Consider the following 14830-nt stretch of genomic DNA (forward strand, 5'->3'; position numbering starts at 1 on the left):
GGGGCGAAGGGGGGCTGGAGGTCGTGGCGGCGACGGCCATTGAGTTCAAGCCTGCCTCTCCCGAGGTCGTGGAGCCGCCCGCAGAGGAAGATGCGCCGGAGGCGCCGATGCTCTTCCTGGAGCCCAAGCAGGCCGAGGTGGAGGACGTCGAGGAGGCGGACGAGGAGCGGCCGCCCGCAGGGTGACGGGACGGGCGGGCGGAGCAGGACGATCCGGCCGAGGACGGGCCGGGCCCAGGGCTTGACGGGCTGGACGTTTCACCGGATATTCACGGGATTGTGCCGTTTGGGGGGCGCCGGATCCGTCCGGTGGTGATCGACTCCATCGCGATCCCTGGTGGAGTCCTGAGGAGCGCCCATGCCCCTGAATCGACGCACCTTCCTGCGGGCCACGGCCGTCGCCGGTGGTACGACCGCCTTTTCCGGCGCCGTCTGGCAGGCGGCCTTCGCGGTAGGGCCCGCGCAGCCGGGGCCCAGCCCGTACGGTCCGCTGCACGCGGCGGACGCCAACGGCCTCCGGCTTCCGGAGGGTTTCGTCGGACGGGTCGTGGCGCGCTCGCTCCAGCGAGTGGACGGGACGCGCCACACGTGGCATCCGGCCCCGGACGGCGGGGCCTGCTTCCGCGACGGCGACGGCTGGATTTATGTGAGCAACTCCGAGGTGCCGCTGGTGGGCGGCGTGTCGGCGGTGCGGTTCGACGCGTCCGGAAAGGTGGCGTCGGCGTACCGGATCCTGAACGGGACCACGCTCAACTGCGCGGGCGGCGCGACGCCGTGGAACACGTGGCTGTCGTGCGAGGAGCACGACTACGGCCTGGTGCACGAGACGGATCCGCGCGGGGAGAAGCCCGCGACGTCCCGGCCCGCGATGGGGCGCTTCAAGCACGAGGCCGCGGCGGCCGATCCCGAGCGCAAGGTCGTCTACCTCACCGAGGACCAGCCGGACGGCTGCTTCTACCGGTTCCGTCCGAACGACTGGGGCGATCTCTCGGCGGGGACGCTGGAGGTGCTGATCGGTTCCGGGACGGGCGCGGTCCGCTGGACGCGGGTGCCGGACCCGCAGCTCTGGATCACGCCGACACGCCGGCAGGTTCCGGGCGCGATGCGCTTCGACGGCGGGGAGGGCTGCTATTACACGGGCGGCGTCTGCTATTTCACCACCAAGGGCGACAACCGGGTGTGGGCGTATGACGCGTCCGCCGAACGGCTCGATCTGGCCTACGACGACGACCTGGTGACCGGTGGCGAGCCGCCGCTGCGGGGCGTCGACAACGTGACCGGAACCTCGTCGGGGGACCTGTACGTGGCCGAGGACGGCGGCGACATGGAGACCAACCTCATCACTCCGGCGGGGGTCGTGACGCCGTTCCTGCGGCTTCTGGGGCACGACAAGTCGGAGATCACCGGGCCCGCGTTCAGCCCCGACGGGTCCCGGCTGTACTTCTCGTCCCAGCGCGGCAAGAGCGGGGTCGCCGCCGGGACGGACGGCGTCACCTTCGAGGTGCGGGGCCCGTTCCGCCGCTGACCCTCGGGGGGACCGGCCGTCACGCGTGCCGGTCGAGGGCGTGCATGATCCCGGCGACGTTGCTCTCGGCGCTGTTGAGGACCTCGTACTTGGCGACGAGCTCCGGGTCGACGTCCTCGCGCGTGATGGCGTAGCGGTCCTTCGTGCGGTCCACCACCATCGCGACGGCGTGGTCGAGGTCGAGGTCCTGGTCCTGGGCGTCCCGCACCGCGTCCACCCAGACCCGCAGTTCCTCGGCGGACCGTTCCAGCGTGTCGTCCACCTCCGAGACGGGCCCGTAGTGTGCGAACAGCAGCCGCTGCGGGCCGAGCGCCCGGAACCTGCCGAGCGACTTCAGGGCCGTGTCCAGGTCGAAGTCCGGCGGCGGCGTCGCGGGGCGGACGTCCGCCGTCTCGGGGATGTAGATCCCGGCGGCGTCGCCCACGTACAGGTCGCCGGTCTGGGAGTCCATCAGCCCGACGTGGTGCTTGGCGTGCCCGGGGGAGTAGTGCGACTCCAGCCGCCGCCCGCCGCCGAGGTCGACCACGCCGGTGTCCTGGACGGCGCGGATCCGCGCGGCGTCCGTCGGCCTGAGCTCGCCGAACAGGGTGTCGAGGCTGTCGCCGTACACCATCCGGGCGCTGCGCATGAGCCGCTCGGGGCTGGCGAGGTGCCGCGCGCCCTTCTCGTGGACGACGACCTCCGCCTGCGGGTACATCCGGGCGATGTCGCCGACGCCGCCCGCGTGGTCGAGGTGGATGTGCGTCACGACGACGCTCGCCAGGTCCGCGGGCCCGACGCCCAGCTCCGTGAGCGCCCGCCGCACGATCGGCGCCGACCCGGCCGTGCCCGGCTCCACGAGGCAGGGCCGGTCGGACAGGATCAGGTACCCGGCGGTGATCCCGGCGAAGCCCGCCATACGCGTGTCGATCTCGTAGACGTCACCGCCGAGCGGCGTGACCGTGGTCGTGGTGTCCATGCCCCTGATCATCGTCCCCAGCGCCCCCACGTGCCACCCGCGTCAGGCCACGTGCCCGGCGTCAGGTCATCCGCGCGGTGACGCCGTCCGGGTGCCCGCCGTCCGGGTGGGCCTCCCAGGTGCCGAGATGGACGATCATGTCCGGAACGAGCGCGACGGCCACCTCCTCCCTGATCTCGCGGACGAGGGCGCCCGCGTCCACCCCGCCGGGCTCGCGCTGCCGCCCGACAGGTAAACGCATTAAGCCCCAGCGTCGACAACCTCAGCGTTGCGATCGCGTGCGAAGCCAGGTTCGAGCGAAGCAAGAACCTGATCGCGCAGCGAGCCCCTGGGCGAGTCGGAGCGATGCAGCGATCGCCGCAGTGTCCGCCGAAGGAGGGCCGCCAAGGCCCGACGCCAAGGGCACTGCAATTAACACAGCAACCGAAGGACGAGGCCGGTTCGGGGCTTCGGGCCGAACGAGGTGGATTTGCGGGGGACCCGCTCGCCCTCGCCCGCGACGGCCAGAACGTCCTCCACCTTGAGGGGGTTCAGGACGACGGCGGTGCCGCCGGTGCGTCGGGCGCGCGCGATGGCGGCGGCCGGGTCGTCGTGGACGACCTCGATGGCGTCCTCGTTCTCGGGGATGCCCCAGACGCCGCCGATGAGCAGGCGGTCGAGGACGGCCGTGTCGAGCCCGCACCAGCGGGTGGAGTGGTCCGGCGGCATCGCCCGCGCGAGGCGGGCCGGGTCGGGGTGGGTGAGCAGCCGCGGGCGGTCGCCGCCGCCGAGCAGGAACGCGGGGCCCGGCGCCTCGGCGAGCGCCCGCAGCGCGGCGGCCTCGTCGTCCGGCTCGGTGACGCGGAAGACGCCCCGGGCGCGCTCGACGGCGACGTCCGGGCGCAGACCCGGCAGGACGCGGTGGATCGCGCCCAGGTGCGGCGGATAGCGCGTGGAGTCGACGAGGAGGGCCAGGCCCTGGTCCCAGGGGCCGGGGCCGTCCCCGGCGGCGTGGTGGCGGGCCTGAAGGGCGCGGTAGGTGGCGTAGCGGTGGTGGCCGTCGGCGATGAGGGCCTGCCGGCCGCGCAGGTCCGCGGCGACGCGCGCGTGCAGCGACGGGTCGGCGATCCGCCACAGGCGGTGCGTCAGGCCGTCCTCCGTTCGGAACTCCACCAGCGGGGGCGCCGCGCCCGCGCCGTCGACGATCCGGGCGGCGTCGCCGCCGCCCTGGTAGACCAGGAAGATCGGCTCCAGGTTGGCGCGGGCGGCGGTCATCAGCGCCAGCCGGTCGCGGACCGGGCCGGGGAAGACGTTCTCGTGCGGTAGCACCACCCCGTCGGCCTCCGCCCGCAGCCCGAGGGCGCCGATGAGCCCGCGCTGCAGGACGCCCCCGTCCGCGTCCGCCGCCTCGTAGACGTATAGGGCCGGCTCGGGGTCGATCGCGAGCGCGCCCTCGTCCAGCCACCGGCGCAGCAGCGCGCCCGCTTCGCGGTAGCTCTCGCCCGCGGCGCGCGGCATGTTCAGCCGGACGATGTTGTGGCCGCCGTTGCCCATCAGCCGCAGCACGCCGGCCTCGTCGATCAGGTCGTACGGGGGCATGGTCACCGAGGCCAGGTCGCCGACCACCTCGGGGACGAAGCGGACACCTCGGAACGGGGCCAGTTCCAGGCCGCCACCGCCCCGCGGTCCCGCCGTCCCGAAGATCCTTGCGCTGAACTCTTCCGGCCCGAGCCCGGAGGGGAGGTCGTCGTCCACTGTGGGCATGGTAATCACAGACGGGCGCCCGCGCGCGGTCCGGGTACCGTCGTAGCGATCAGAGTGCGAGGGGAGGTCCACGTTGGATGTGCAAGGACCAGGACGATCGGAGGATTCCCCCGGAGACGCCCCGGGCGGGCATGCCGCAGAACCCGAAGGCGGCGTGTACGAGTGGTACACGCGGGGCCTGGAGCTGCTCCGGTCGGGCAGCGCGTCCGCCGCGCTGCAGCTCCTGATCCGGGCGGCGGACGCCGAGCCGGGCTCGCACAGTATCCGCGAGGCCCTCGGGCGGGCGCAGTTCGGGGCGCGGCTGTTCGGCGAGGCGGCCGAGAGCTTCCGCGGGATCGTCGAGGAGGAGCCCGCCGAGGACTACGCGCGGTTCGGCCTGGGCCTGGCGCTCAGCCGGATGGGCGACCTCGAGGGCGCGGTCGAGCATCTGGCGCTCGCGGCGGCCATGCGTCCCGACAACCAGGACTACACGCGGGCGCTGCGGCACGCCAGGGCGACCCTCGAATCCCGCCGCCGCCCCACCCCCGACGCGGAGGAGCGCGATGAAGGGCAGTGACCGTCCCCTGAGCGAGGCGTACGACGTCGCTCTGCTCGACCTGGACGGGGTCGTGTACGTCGGCCGCCGTCCGGTGCCGGCCGCGGCGGAGTCCCTCGCCAAGGCCCGCGCGGCGGGGCAGCGGCTGGCGTTCGTGACCAACAACGCCTCCCGCACCCCGTCGGCGGTCGCGGCGCTGCTCACCGATGTGGGCGTCCCGGCGAGCCCAGACGATGTCGTGACGTCCGCGCAGGCCGCCGCCCGGCTGCTGGCCGAGCGGCTGCCCGCCGGGGCGAAGGTGCTCGTGGTGGGCGGGATGGGCCTGCGGCAGGCGCTGCACGCGCAGGGGCTCCGGCCCGTGTCCGTCGCGTCCGAGCGTCCCGCCGCGGTCGTCCAGGGCTTCGCCCCCGGCATCGCCTACGACCTGCTGTCGGAGGGCGCGCAGGCGGTCAGCGCGGGGGCGCTGTTCGTGGCCTCGAACGGCGACTTGACGATCCCCGGCGGGGAGGGGCCGCCGCATCCCGGGAACGGCGCGCTGCTCAAGGTGATCAGCTCGGCGACCGGCGTCGACCCGGTCATCACGGGCAAGCCCGAGCGCCCCCTGCACCAGGAGTCGATCCGCCGCACCGGCGCGCGGCGTCCGCTCGTGGTCGGCGACCGCCTCGACACCGACATCGAGGGCGCCCGCAACGGCGGCGCCGACAGCCTCCTCGTCTTCACCGGCGTGACCGGCCACCTCCAGGCCCTCACCGCGTCGCCCGAACAGCGCCCCACCTATATGGCGCCCGACCTGGGCGGCCTGCTCGTCCCGCACCCGGTGCCCGAGCGCGACGGCGACGGCCACCGCTGCCGGGGCTGGATGGCCCGGCGGGACGGCGGCCGCTTCACCGTCACCGGGTCCGGCGACCCGTTCGACGGCCTCCGCGCCCTCGCGTCCGCCGCCTGGCAGACCGACGCCCCGGCACCCCCCGACGCCCTCACCGGCGCCCTGGAATCCCTCTCCCTCTGACCTCCGGCCAGGCAAGTTCCACCGGCCGACACCGATCGTTCGCCCGGTGACCATCGTGCGCACTCCCGGGCGCCGTGCCGGAGCCCGACCGTGTCCGGCGGGCCGCATCAGCGGTTCCGCTGGACACGGAAGGGAAGTGAGCCATGAGCGGCTGGCGTCGTACGGCCCTGGTGGCGGGCCTGACGGGGACCCTCGCGGCAACGGCGGGGCCCGCGCTCGCGGCGGGCGGCAAGCACCGGCGGTTCGATCTCCAGGCCCACCGGGGCGGCCTGGGGCTCGTCGTCGAGAGCACCCTGCCCGCCTTCGCGAACGCCCTGGAACTGGGGGTGAGCACCCTCGAACTGGACGTCCAGATCACCGAGGACGGGCGGGCCGTCGTCACCCACGACCGCAGGGTCAACCCGTCCAAGTGCCAGGACACCGGCCCGGCCGCGCCCGGCGACCCCGAGTACCCCTACGCCGGGAAGTACGTCAACACCCTCGCTCTCAAGCAGGTGCGCACGCTGGACTGCGGCTCGCGGACGCTCCCTGACTTCCCCGGCCAGAAGGCCGCGCCGGGCGCGAGGATGCCGCTGCTCAGCGAGGTGTTCGGGCTCGTCCGCAGGTACCGGGCCCACGGGGTGAGGCTGAACGTCGAGACCAAGGTGGAGGCAGGCGCGCCCAACGAGACGGCGCCGCGCGAGCAGTTCGTCCGCGTCACGGCCCGGGAGGTCCAGCGCGCGCGCCTGCTGCGCCAAGTCACGATCCAAAGCTTCGACTGGGGCGCCCTCATGCGCATGCGCCAGGTGGAGTCGAGGCTGCCCCTCGTCGCGCTGACGAACTACGACTTCCTCCAGACCGGGCAGCCGGGCAGGTCGCCGTGGCTGGGCGGGATCGACATCGACGACTTCGGCGGCGACCCCCTCACGGCCGTCCGGTCGTTCGGCGCGTCGGCGTTCTCGCCCGTGCACGGCTTCCCCCAGAACGGCAAGGTCACCGACCCCGGCTACCGCCCCTACGTCACCAAGGCGATGGTGGCGCGCGCGCACTGCCTCGGCTTGAAGGTGATCCCCTGGACGGTGGACGACGCGCCCACCATGGACAAGCTCATCGACGACGGCGTGGACGGCCTTATCACCGACTACCCCGACCGCCTCCGCGGCGTCATGGCCGCCCGCGGCCTGGCCCTGCCCCGCGCCTACCGCCCCCGGTGACCACAGGATCCCGCGCGGCGATCACAGGATCCTGCGCAGCCTGAGCAGGTCGAAGATGCTCGCCTCGATCTTGAGGCGCCCGGACGCCCACGCCTTGGCAGGGCTCAGCTCGTCGCGGGCCAGCGCGACCAGGTCGTCGCTGCCCACGACGAGCCGGACCTGCGCGGCCTTCGGCTCCTCGTCGGGCTCGAAGGGGTCCAGCCCACCCGCGTGGAGCCGCGTCCGGAAGGCCACGCCGAGATCAGGGATCCGGCAGCTGACCGTCCGCTCGACGACGTGCTCGGCGAGGCGCTCGGCGTCCACGTCCGCCATGCGCTCGGCGATCAGGCCGAGCGCCGCCCGGCAGTCCTCCTCGTTCGCCATGGTCAGGCCGTTCCCCGTTCGGTCGACACCGCTGTCGCAATGGGACGGTAGCGTTCTGGCTGAGCCCGAGGCGACCCGTTACGCGCGCTCGGGGGCCACTGGGAGGTAAACGTGATGTCCGACGAGGCCGCGGACGGGCCCGTCCAGGGGCGGCCCGCGCCTGGTGCCGCGCCTGTGGGCGCGGGTGAGGGCGTGCCTGGGGGCGCGGACGAGGCCGTGGAGGAATTCCCGGCCGGGGCGCCGCCCGAGCCCACGGGCGATCCGCGGGTCGACGCCGCCGTGGCGCGGCTGGGCGAGCTCGGCGGGCGGTCGGTGTCCGAGCATGTGGAGATCTTCGAGGACGTCCACCAGCGGCTCCAGGAACTGCTCGCGGCGGCCGACCAGGCCGACCAGGCCGAGCAGGCCGAGCAGGCCGAGCAGGCCGAGCAGGCCGAGCAGGCCGAGCAGGCCGAGCAGGCCGAGCAGGCCGAGCAGGCCGAGCAGGCCGAGGCGCCGCGACAGGCTGAGGCGTCGAGACAGGCCAGGGCGCCGCGTCCGGGCCAGCCGCCGCGACAAGCCGAGGCGCCGCGCCCGGGCCAGGCCCCGCGCCCGGGCCAGCCGCCGCGACAGGCCGGGGCGCCGCGGCCGGGCTTCCCCGACGCTCTGCGTCCCCGTCCCGGAAGCACCGCGTGAGCCGGGCGGCGCGCGGGACGGGCGCCCGCCGGGCGGAGCCGGGGCGATGAGCGCCAGGCGCCGGCTGGACGCCGAGCTGGTGCGGCGCAGGCTGGCGCGGTCGCGCGAGCACGCCGCGCAGCTCATCGGCGACGGGCGGGTGCGGGTCGGCGGGCAGCGGGCGGCCAAGGCGGCCACGCAGGTCGAGACCGGGGCCGCCATCGTGGTGGACGAGACGGACCGGGGCCCGGAGTACGTCTCGCGCGGCGGGCACAAGCTCGCGGGCGCGCTGGAGAGGTTCGCCGGGCTCGCGGTGGAGGGGCGGCGCTGCCTGGACGCGGGCGCCTCGACCGGCGGGTTCACCGACGTGCTGCTGCGCGCGGGCGCGGCGCACGTGTACGCGGTCGACGTCGGGTACGGGCAGATCGCCTGGTCGCTGCGGACCGACGAGCGGGTCACCGTGCTGGAGCGGGTCAACATCCGCGAGCTGACGCCGGAGATGCTCGGGGAGGCGCCGCCGGGGGTCGTGGTGGGCGACTTGTCGTTCATCTCGCTGAAGCTCGTCCTCGATCCGGTGCGCCGGTGCGCGGCCCCGGACGCCGACTACGCGATCATGGTGAAGCCGCAGTTCGAGGTCGGCAAGGACCGGGTCGGCGCGGGCGGGGTGGTGCGCGACCCGGAGCTGCGCGCGGACGCGGTGCGCGGGGTGGCCGAGCACGCGCGCACACTGGGACTGGGCGTGCTGGGCGTGGCGGCGAGCCCGCTGCCGGGCCCGTCGGGGAACGTGGAGTACTTCCTGTGGCTGCGCGCCGGGGCCCCGCCGCTGGACGAGGCCGACCTGGCCGAAGCGATCGCGGAAGGCCCGCAATGAGCGCCCGCGGGGCGGCGGCCGTACAAAGAGCGTTTGTACAGAGGGCAGCCGTACACCGGAGTGGAGCGAGGGTATGAGCGGAAGGTCGGTGCTGGTCGTTGCGCACACCGGGCGGCCGGAGGCGGTCCGCAGCGCGCAGTTGGTCATCGAGCGGCTCAGTGAGGCCGGGATCGCGGTGCGGGTGCTGGACGGCGAGGCCCCCGACATCGGCTGCGCGGGCGCGGACGCCGTGCCGGGGGCCGTAGCGGCGGAGGATGCCGAGGTGGTCATGGTGCTCGGCGGGGACGGGACGCTGCTGCGCGCGGCCGACCTGACCCGCACGTCGGGCACGCCGCTGCTCGGCGTCAACCTCGGGCACGTCGGGTTCCTCGCCGAGGCCGAGCGGGACGATCTGGCCGCCACCGTCGACCGGGTCGTCGAGCGGCGCTACGACGTCGAGGAGCGGATGACGATCGACGTCACCGTCCGGCGCAACGGCTCGGTGACGGGGACCACGTGGGCGCTGAACGAGGCGAGCATCGAGAAGGCCGAACGGGAGCGGATGCTGGAGGTCGTCGCCGAGATCGACGGCCGCCCGCTGTCGAGCTGGGGCTGCGACGGGGTGGTGTGCGCCACACCCACCGGGTCCACCGCGTACGCGTTCTCGGCGGGCGGGCCGGTGGTGTGGCCGGAGGTGGAGGCGATGCTGGTCGTCCCGATCAGCGCGCACTCGCTGTTCTCCCGGCCGCTGGTGGTGTCGCCGCGGTCGCTGGTGGCGGTCGAGGTGCAGCGGGGCACGCCCCGCGCCGTCCTGTGGTGCGACGGGCGCCGCACGCTCGACCTGCCGCCGGGCGCGCGGGTGGAGGTGCGCAGGGGGGCGGTGCCGGTGCGGCTCGCCCGCCTGCACCTGACGCCGTTCACCGACCGGCTGGTCACCAAGTTCGGGCTGCCCGTGACGGGCTGGCGCGGGCGGGTCAGGCAGCCCGCGCATCCGTCGCCGCCCACGGACGGGGAGGCGGTACCGGACGGGCAGAGGGGATAATCTCCACAGGCGCCGATCGGTGATCTGTTTGCGGAGGGTTGTGACGCTGGTGCGTCCGATGGTCGATGAGGTGCGGATCCAGGGCCTCGGTGTGATCGACGAGGCCGTGCTCGATCTGTCGCCGGGCTTCAACGTCGTGACCGGTGAGACCGGGGCCGGCAAGACCATGGTGGTCACGAGCCTGGGGCTGCTGTTCGGCGGCCGCGCCGACCCGCAGCGGGTCAGGCCGGGCGCCGACCGCGCCACGGTGGAGGGCCGGATCGTCGTCGACCCGGGCGGCCGCGTGGTCGAGCGGGTCGAGGAGGCGGGCGGCGACCTGGACGACGGCGCGCTGATCATCACCCGGTCGGTGTCGGCGGAGGGGCGCTCGCGCGCGTTCCTCGGCGGCCGGTCCGTCCCGGTCAGCCTGCTGATCAACCTGGCGGACGACCTGGTGGCCGTGCACGGGCAGTCCGACCAGCAGCGGCTGCTGCAGTCGGCGCGGCAGCGCGGCGCGCTCGACCGGTACGCGGGCGGCGCGCTGACCAAGCCGATGCGCGCCTACACCAAGGCGTACCAGCGGCACCGCCAGGTCAGCGCGCTGCTGGACGAGCTGACCACGCGGGCGCGGGAGCGCGCGCAGGAGGCCGAGGTGCTGCGCTTCGGCCTGCGGGAGATCGAGAAGGCCGATCCCAAGGACGGCGAGGACGTCGCGCTCGCCGCCGAGGAGGAGCGGCTCGGGCACGCCGACGCGCTGCACGGCGCGGCCGACACCGCGCACGAGGCGCTGCTGGGCGACGCCACCGCGGCGTTCGAGGCCGCGAACGTGGTGAGCCTGCTCGGGACGGCCCGCAACGCGCTGGAGGTCGTCCGCGAGCACGATCCGGAGCTGGCCGCGCTCGCCGACCGGCTCGCCGAGGCGGGCTACCTGGTCTCGGACGTCGCCACCGACCTCGCGTCCTACGCCGAGTCCGTCGACGCCGACCCGGCGCGCCTGGCGGCGGCCCAGGAGCGGCGGGCCGAGCTGACCTCGCTGACCCGCAAGTACGGAGGGGCGGAGGGGACGGTCACGGAGGTGCTGGAGTGGTCGCGGCGCTCGGCGGCGCGGCTCGCCGAGCTGGAGGGCGACGACGACCGCATCGACGAGCTGTGGTCCGAGCACGCGGAGCTGACCGAACGGCTGGCCGCCGAGGCGGCCGAGCTGACGGCGGTGCGCTCGCGCGCCGCCGAGCGGTTCTCCGGCGCCGTCACCGGCGAGCTGACGGCGCTGGCGATGCCGCACGCGCGGGTCGAGGTGACCGTCAGCCCGACCGGCGACTACGGCCCGCACGGGATCGACGAGGTGGAGGTCCGGCTCGCGCCGCACCCCGGCTCGCAGCCGCTGCCGCTGCACAAGGGCGCCTCGGGCGGCGAGCTGTCGCGGGTGATGCTGGCGATCGAGGTGGTGTTCGCGGGCGCCGACCCGGTCCCGACGTTCGTGTTCGACGAGGTGGACGCGGGGGTCGGCGGGAAGGCGGCGGTGGAGATCGGGCGGCGGCTCGCCCGGCTGGCCCGCAACGCGCAGGTGATCGTCGTGACGCACCTGCCGCAGGTGGCCGCGTTCGCCGACCAGCATCTGATGGTGGAGAAGTCCGACGACGGCACCGTCACCCGCAGCGGCGTCACCGCCCTGGACCGCGAGGGGCGCGTCCGGGAGCTGTCGCGGATGCTCGCCGGCCTGGAGGACTCCGAGCTCGGGCGCGCGCACGCCGAGGAGCTGCTGGCGATGGCGGCCGAGGAAGGCTGATCGGGCGAAGGGGGCTCGGGGGCTTGAAAACTACAGAGGGTGCGCGAACGGACACGCCTCGCCGCCCGTCCCTGCCGATGTTTGCTCCCGTGCTCTGGCAGGATGGCAGGCGATGAAAGACCCGTCTCCCACCTCTGAGCGACGCGTCCGGCCGGCGCTGCGGCTGCCGCGGCGCGTGCTCGCGCTGGGCCGCGGCCGCGACGACGGCCGGACGGGCGTCAACGCCGTCGCCCGGCTCGACCGCCGCACCAAGGACCTGACCAAGCGGCTCCAGCCCGGCGAGGTCGCCGTGATCGACCATGTCGACCTCGACCGCGTCAGCGCCGAGGCGCTGGTGTCGTGCGGGGTCGGCGCCGTGGTCAACGTCGCGCCGAGCATCTCGGGCCGCTACCCCAACCTCGGCCCGCAGATCCTCATCGAGGCCGGCATCCCGCTGCTGGACGACGTCGGCCCGGAGATCTTCACCAAGCTCGCCGAGGGCGACCAGGTCCGCGTCGAGGACTCCGCGGTCCATCGCGGCGACGAGGTCGTCGCGAAGGGCACCGCGCAGACCGCCGAGACCGTCGAGACGGCGCTGACCGAGGCCAAGGCGGGCCTTGCCAGCCAGCTGGAGGCGTTCGTCGCCAACACGATGGAGTACGTCAAGCGCGAGCGCGACCTGCTCATCGACGGCGTCGGCGTCCCCGAGGTGACCACCAAGATCGCCGGGCGGCACGCGCTGATCGTGGTCCGCGGCTACCACTACCGCGAGGACATCGCGACCCTGCGGCCCTACATCCGCGAGTACCGTCCCGTCCTGATCGGGGTGGACGGCGGCGCCGACGCGCTGCTGGAGGCCGGCTACCGCCCCGACATGATCGTCGGCGACATGGACTCGGTGTCCGACGACGCGCTGACCTGCGGCGCGGAGATCGTCGTGCACGCCTACCGGGACGGACGGGCGCCGGGCCTGAAGCGGGTGCACGAGCTCGGCACCGAGGCGGTGGTGTTCCCCGCCACCGCCACCAGCGAGGACATCGCGATGCTGCTCGCCGACGACAAGGGCGCCACGCTCATCGTCGCGGTCGGCACGCACGCCAACATGGTGGAGTTCCTCGACAAGGGCCGCGCCGGCATGGCCAGCACCTTCCTCACCCGGCTGCGGGTGGGCAGCAAGCTCGTCGACGCCAAGGGCGTCAGCCGGCTCTACCGCAGCCGGATCTCCACCTGGTCGCTGCTGTTCCTCGTCCTCGGCGCGTTCGTCGCCATCGTCACCGCCGTCGCCATGTCACCGGCGGGGGACGTCATCAGTCCCCTGCTCGCCGACCGCTGGCACGCCTTCGTCTTCTGGCTGACCGGACTCTTCACGTGATCGATTTCCGCTACCACCTCGTCTCCATCGTCGCGATCTTCCTCGCGCTGGCGCTCGGCATCGTGCTGGGCTCCACCACCCTGTCGGACTCGGTGAGCGACACGCTGCGCCAGCAGGCCAACTCCGCGGCCAGGACGGCCCAGGACGCCCGGCTCGCGCAGCGCCAGATGCAGGGCCAGCTGAAGGGGGAGGAGCAGTTCGCCGCCGGGCTGGCCCCGCAGTTCGTCGCGAACCGGCTCAAGGGCCAGTCCGTGGTGCTGTTCGAGACGCCCGGCGCCGGCAACGACGGCATCGAGCGGCTCAGCGAGCTGGTCAAGAACGCGGGCGGCGCCGTGACCGGCCGCGTCACCGTCCAGAAGAAGTTCTTCGAGGACGACGAGCAGCACACCCTGAACGAGCTCGCCGACCAGCTCAAGTCCGAGGGCGTGGAGTTCCCGGCGGACGCGGGCCCCTACGCCAAGGCCGGCGCGGTGCTGGCCGGCGCGGTCGTCACACGGGACGCCGCCAAGAGCGGCCGCGAGGACGCCACCGGCGGCGCCGTCCTGAACAGCTTCAAGGAGGGCGGGTACGTCACCACCAGCGGCAAGCCGGGCCAGCACGCCACCCTCGCGATCCTGGTGGCGCCGTCCAGCGCCTACGCCTACGACGGCGGCGGCGACGACAACAAGGCGCTGATCTCGCTGGCCACCGCACTGGACGCCGCCGATCGCGGTACGGTCGTCGGAGGCCCGGCCACGTCCGCCCGGGAGGGCGGGCTGATCGCGGCGCTGCGCGGCTCCGACGCCAAGGAGGAGGTCTCCGCCGTCGACACGGTGGACACCTCGTCCGGGCAGGTCGCGACGATCCTGGCGCTGCAGGACGAGCTGGGCGGCAAGTCCGGACAGTACGGGACGGGCGCCGGCGCGAGCGGCTACCTGCCCTCGCCCGCGCCCACGGTGGGGAAGAACGGGTGACCTGATGAACCGACGCATCGCCGCCGGCCCGGCGCGGGGCGTGCGGCTGCTGGCCGGCACCGCGCTGGGCGCCGCCGCCGCGCGCGCCGCCTACGCCGCGCTGACGCGCCGCCCCCCGGGGCTCAACGGGCTGCCGGGCGAGGAGGTGTGGGGGCGCACCAACCACCGCGGCGAGCCGGTGACGCTGCTGGAGGGGCCCGCGTTCGTGGCGGGCGCCGCCGCGGCCGGGCTGCTGGCCCCCGGCGCTTGCGGCCGGGCGCGCGCCGCCGCGCTGCTGGCGGGCGCCGGGTCCGGGCTCCTCGGCGGGTACGACGACCTGGCGGGCTCCGCCTCGTCCCGCGGCTTCAAGGGCCATTTGGGCGCCCTCGCCCGCGGCGAGGTCACCAGCGGCGCCGTGAAGATCCTGGGCATCGGCGCGACGGGCCTCGCCGCCGCCGCGATCGCCGGGTCGCCCGCCCCGACCCGCGCCGGGCGCGCGTTCGACACCCTGGTCAACGGCGCGATCGTCGCCGGGGGCGCCAACCTGATGAACCTGTTCGACCTGCGTCCCGGCCGCGCCATCAAGGTCGGGATCATCACCGGGACCCCGCTGGCGCTGACCGCGTCCGGCTCCGCCGTGGCCGCCGCGCCGCTCGGCGCCGCCGTCGCGCTGCTGCCCGAGGACCTCGGCGAGCGCGCGATGCTCGGCGACACCGGCTCCAACGCGCTCGGCGCGCTGCTCGGCCTCGCCGCGACCCGTCTCGGCCGCGGCCCCCGGCTCGCCGTGCTGGCCGGGCTCGCCGGGCTGAACGCCGCCAGCGAGTTCGTCAGCTTCACCAAGGTGATCGCGCGGACCCCGGCGCTGAACCGCATCGACATGCTCGGCCGCCGCCCCGAGCATGTCGATGCGGTTC

Annotated in this window: 16 protein-coding genes; 12 read left to right on the forward strand and 4 right to left on the reverse strand. The window is 74.4% G+C overall.

Annotated elements, in window-relative coordinates:
• Both E1298_RS48615 and E1298_RS32205 read left to right on the forward strand, forming a co-directional pair.
• The coding region (locus E1298_RS48615) for a hypothetical protein (protein WP_207944961.1) at positions 1-185 on the forward strand (185 nt) is incomplete at its 5' end.
• Positions 186-357: 172 nt separating this feature from the next.
• Positions 358-1524 (forward strand): alkaline phosphatase PhoX, encoded by a 1167-nt coding sequence (locus tag E1298_RS32205; RefSeq protein ID WP_207944962.1) that lies wholly within the window; start codon positions 358-360, stop codon positions 1522-1524.
• Positions 1525-1543: 19 nt separating this feature from the next.
• On the opposite strand, the gene E1298_RS32210 is transcribed toward E1298_RS32205, so the two are convergent.
• From E1298_RS32210 to E1298_RS32220, 3 genes are all read right to left on the reverse strand, one after another.
• Positions 1544-2482 (reverse strand): MBL fold metallo-hydrolase, encoded by a 939-nt coding sequence (locus E1298_RS32210; RefSeq protein ID WP_131900001.1) that lies wholly within the window; start codon positions 2480-2482, stop codon positions 1544-1546.
• Positions 2483-2543: 61 nt separating this feature from the next.
• Positions 2544-2723, reverse strand: a complete 180-nt coding sequence (locus E1298_RS32215; protein ID WP_131900003.1) for an NUDIX hydrolase — start codon at positions 2721-2723, stop codon at positions 2544-2546.
• Positions 2724-2893: 170 nt separating this feature from the next.
• Positions 2894-4225 carry a DUF1015 family protein gene (locus E1298_RS32220; protein ID WP_131900005.1) on the reverse strand — a complete coding sequence of 444 codons (1332 nt, stop codon included), beginning with the start codon at positions 4223-4225 and terminating at the stop codon, positions 2894-2896.
• A 154-nt stretch (positions 4226-4379) separates the two neighbouring features.
• On the opposite strand from E1298_RS32220, the gene E1298_RS32225 reads away from it, so the two are divergent.
• The 3 genes from E1298_RS32225 (at position 4380) to E1298_RS32235 (ending at position 6962) form a co-directional block, all read left to right on the forward strand.
• Entirely contained in the window at positions 4380-4781 is a 402-nt protein-coding gene (locus E1298_RS32225; protein WP_131900007.1) for a tetratricopeptide repeat protein, read from the forward strand.
• Entirely contained in the window at positions 4768-5769 is a 1002-nt protein-coding gene (locus E1298_RS32230; protein WP_131900009.1) for an HAD-IIA family hydrolase, read from the forward strand. Before E1298_RS32225 ends, E1298_RS32230 begins: the two co-directional genes overlap by 14 nt.
• Positions 5770-5912: 143 nt before the next feature.
• A complete protein-coding gene (locus tag E1298_RS32235; RefSeq protein ID WP_131900011.1) occupies positions 5913-6962 on the forward strand; it encodes a glycerophosphodiester phosphodiesterase family protein in 1050 nt (349 codons plus the stop codon).
• Between the two features lie 21 nt (positions 6963-6983).
• Here the strand turns inward: E1298_RS32235 and E1298_RS32240 are convergent, their stop codons facing one another.
• Positions 6984-7325: an SCP2 sterol-binding domain-containing protein gene (locus tag E1298_RS32240; RefSeq protein WP_131900013.1), complete on the reverse strand. Its 342-nt coding sequence runs from the start codon at positions 7323-7325 to the stop codon at positions 6984-6986.
• A gap of 114 nt (positions 7326-7439) precedes the next feature.
• On the opposite strand from E1298_RS32240, the gene E1298_RS49735 reads away from it, so the two are divergent.
• The 7 genes from E1298_RS49735 to E1298_RS32275 form a co-directional block, all read left to right on the forward strand.
• Positions 7440-7997 carry a hypothetical protein gene (locus E1298_RS49735; protein WP_207944963.1) on the forward strand — a complete coding sequence of 186 codons (558 nt, stop codon included), beginning with the start codon at positions 7440-7442 and terminating at the stop codon, positions 7995-7997.
• 46 nt (positions 7998-8043) lie between these two features.
• Positions 8044-8847: a TlyA family RNA methyltransferase gene (locus tag E1298_RS32250; protein WP_131900015.1), complete on the forward strand. Its 804-nt coding sequence runs from the start codon at positions 8044-8046 to the stop codon at positions 8845-8847.
• A gap of 73 nt (positions 8848-8920) precedes the next feature.
• The gene (locus tag E1298_RS32255; protein ID WP_131900017.1) at positions 8921-9868 is read left to right on the forward strand and encodes an NAD kinase; all 948 of its coding nucleotides are present in this window, start codon (positions 8921-8923) and stop codon (positions 9866-9868) included.
• 58 nt (positions 9869-9926) lie between these two features.
• Entirely contained in the window at positions 9927-11633 is a 1707-nt protein-coding gene (recN, locus tag E1298_RS32260) for a DNA repair protein RecN (RefSeq protein WP_131900019.1), read from the forward strand.
• Between the two features lie 112 nt (positions 11634-11745).
• Positions 11746-12984, forward strand: a complete 1239-nt coding sequence (gene steA, locus E1298_RS32265; RefSeq protein WP_131900021.1) for a putative cytokinetic ring protein SteA — start codon at positions 11746-11748, stop codon at positions 12982-12984.
• Positions 12981-13937: a copper transporter gene (locus E1298_RS32270; protein ID WP_131900023.1), complete on the forward strand. Its 957-nt coding sequence runs from the start codon at positions 12981-12983 to the stop codon at positions 13935-13937. Before steA ends, E1298_RS32270 begins: the two co-directional genes overlap by 4 nt.
• A gap of 4 nt (positions 13938-13941) precedes the next feature.
• Positions 13942-14830: hypothetical protein (locus E1298_RS32275; protein ID WP_131900025.1), on the forward strand; the 889-nt coding region annotated here is incomplete at its 3' end.

The organism is Actinomadura rubrisoli, from assembly GCF_004349215.1.
Classification (GTDB): Bacteria; Actinomycetota; Actinomycetes; order Streptosporangiales; family Streptosporangiaceae; genus Spirillospora; species Spirillospora rubrisoli.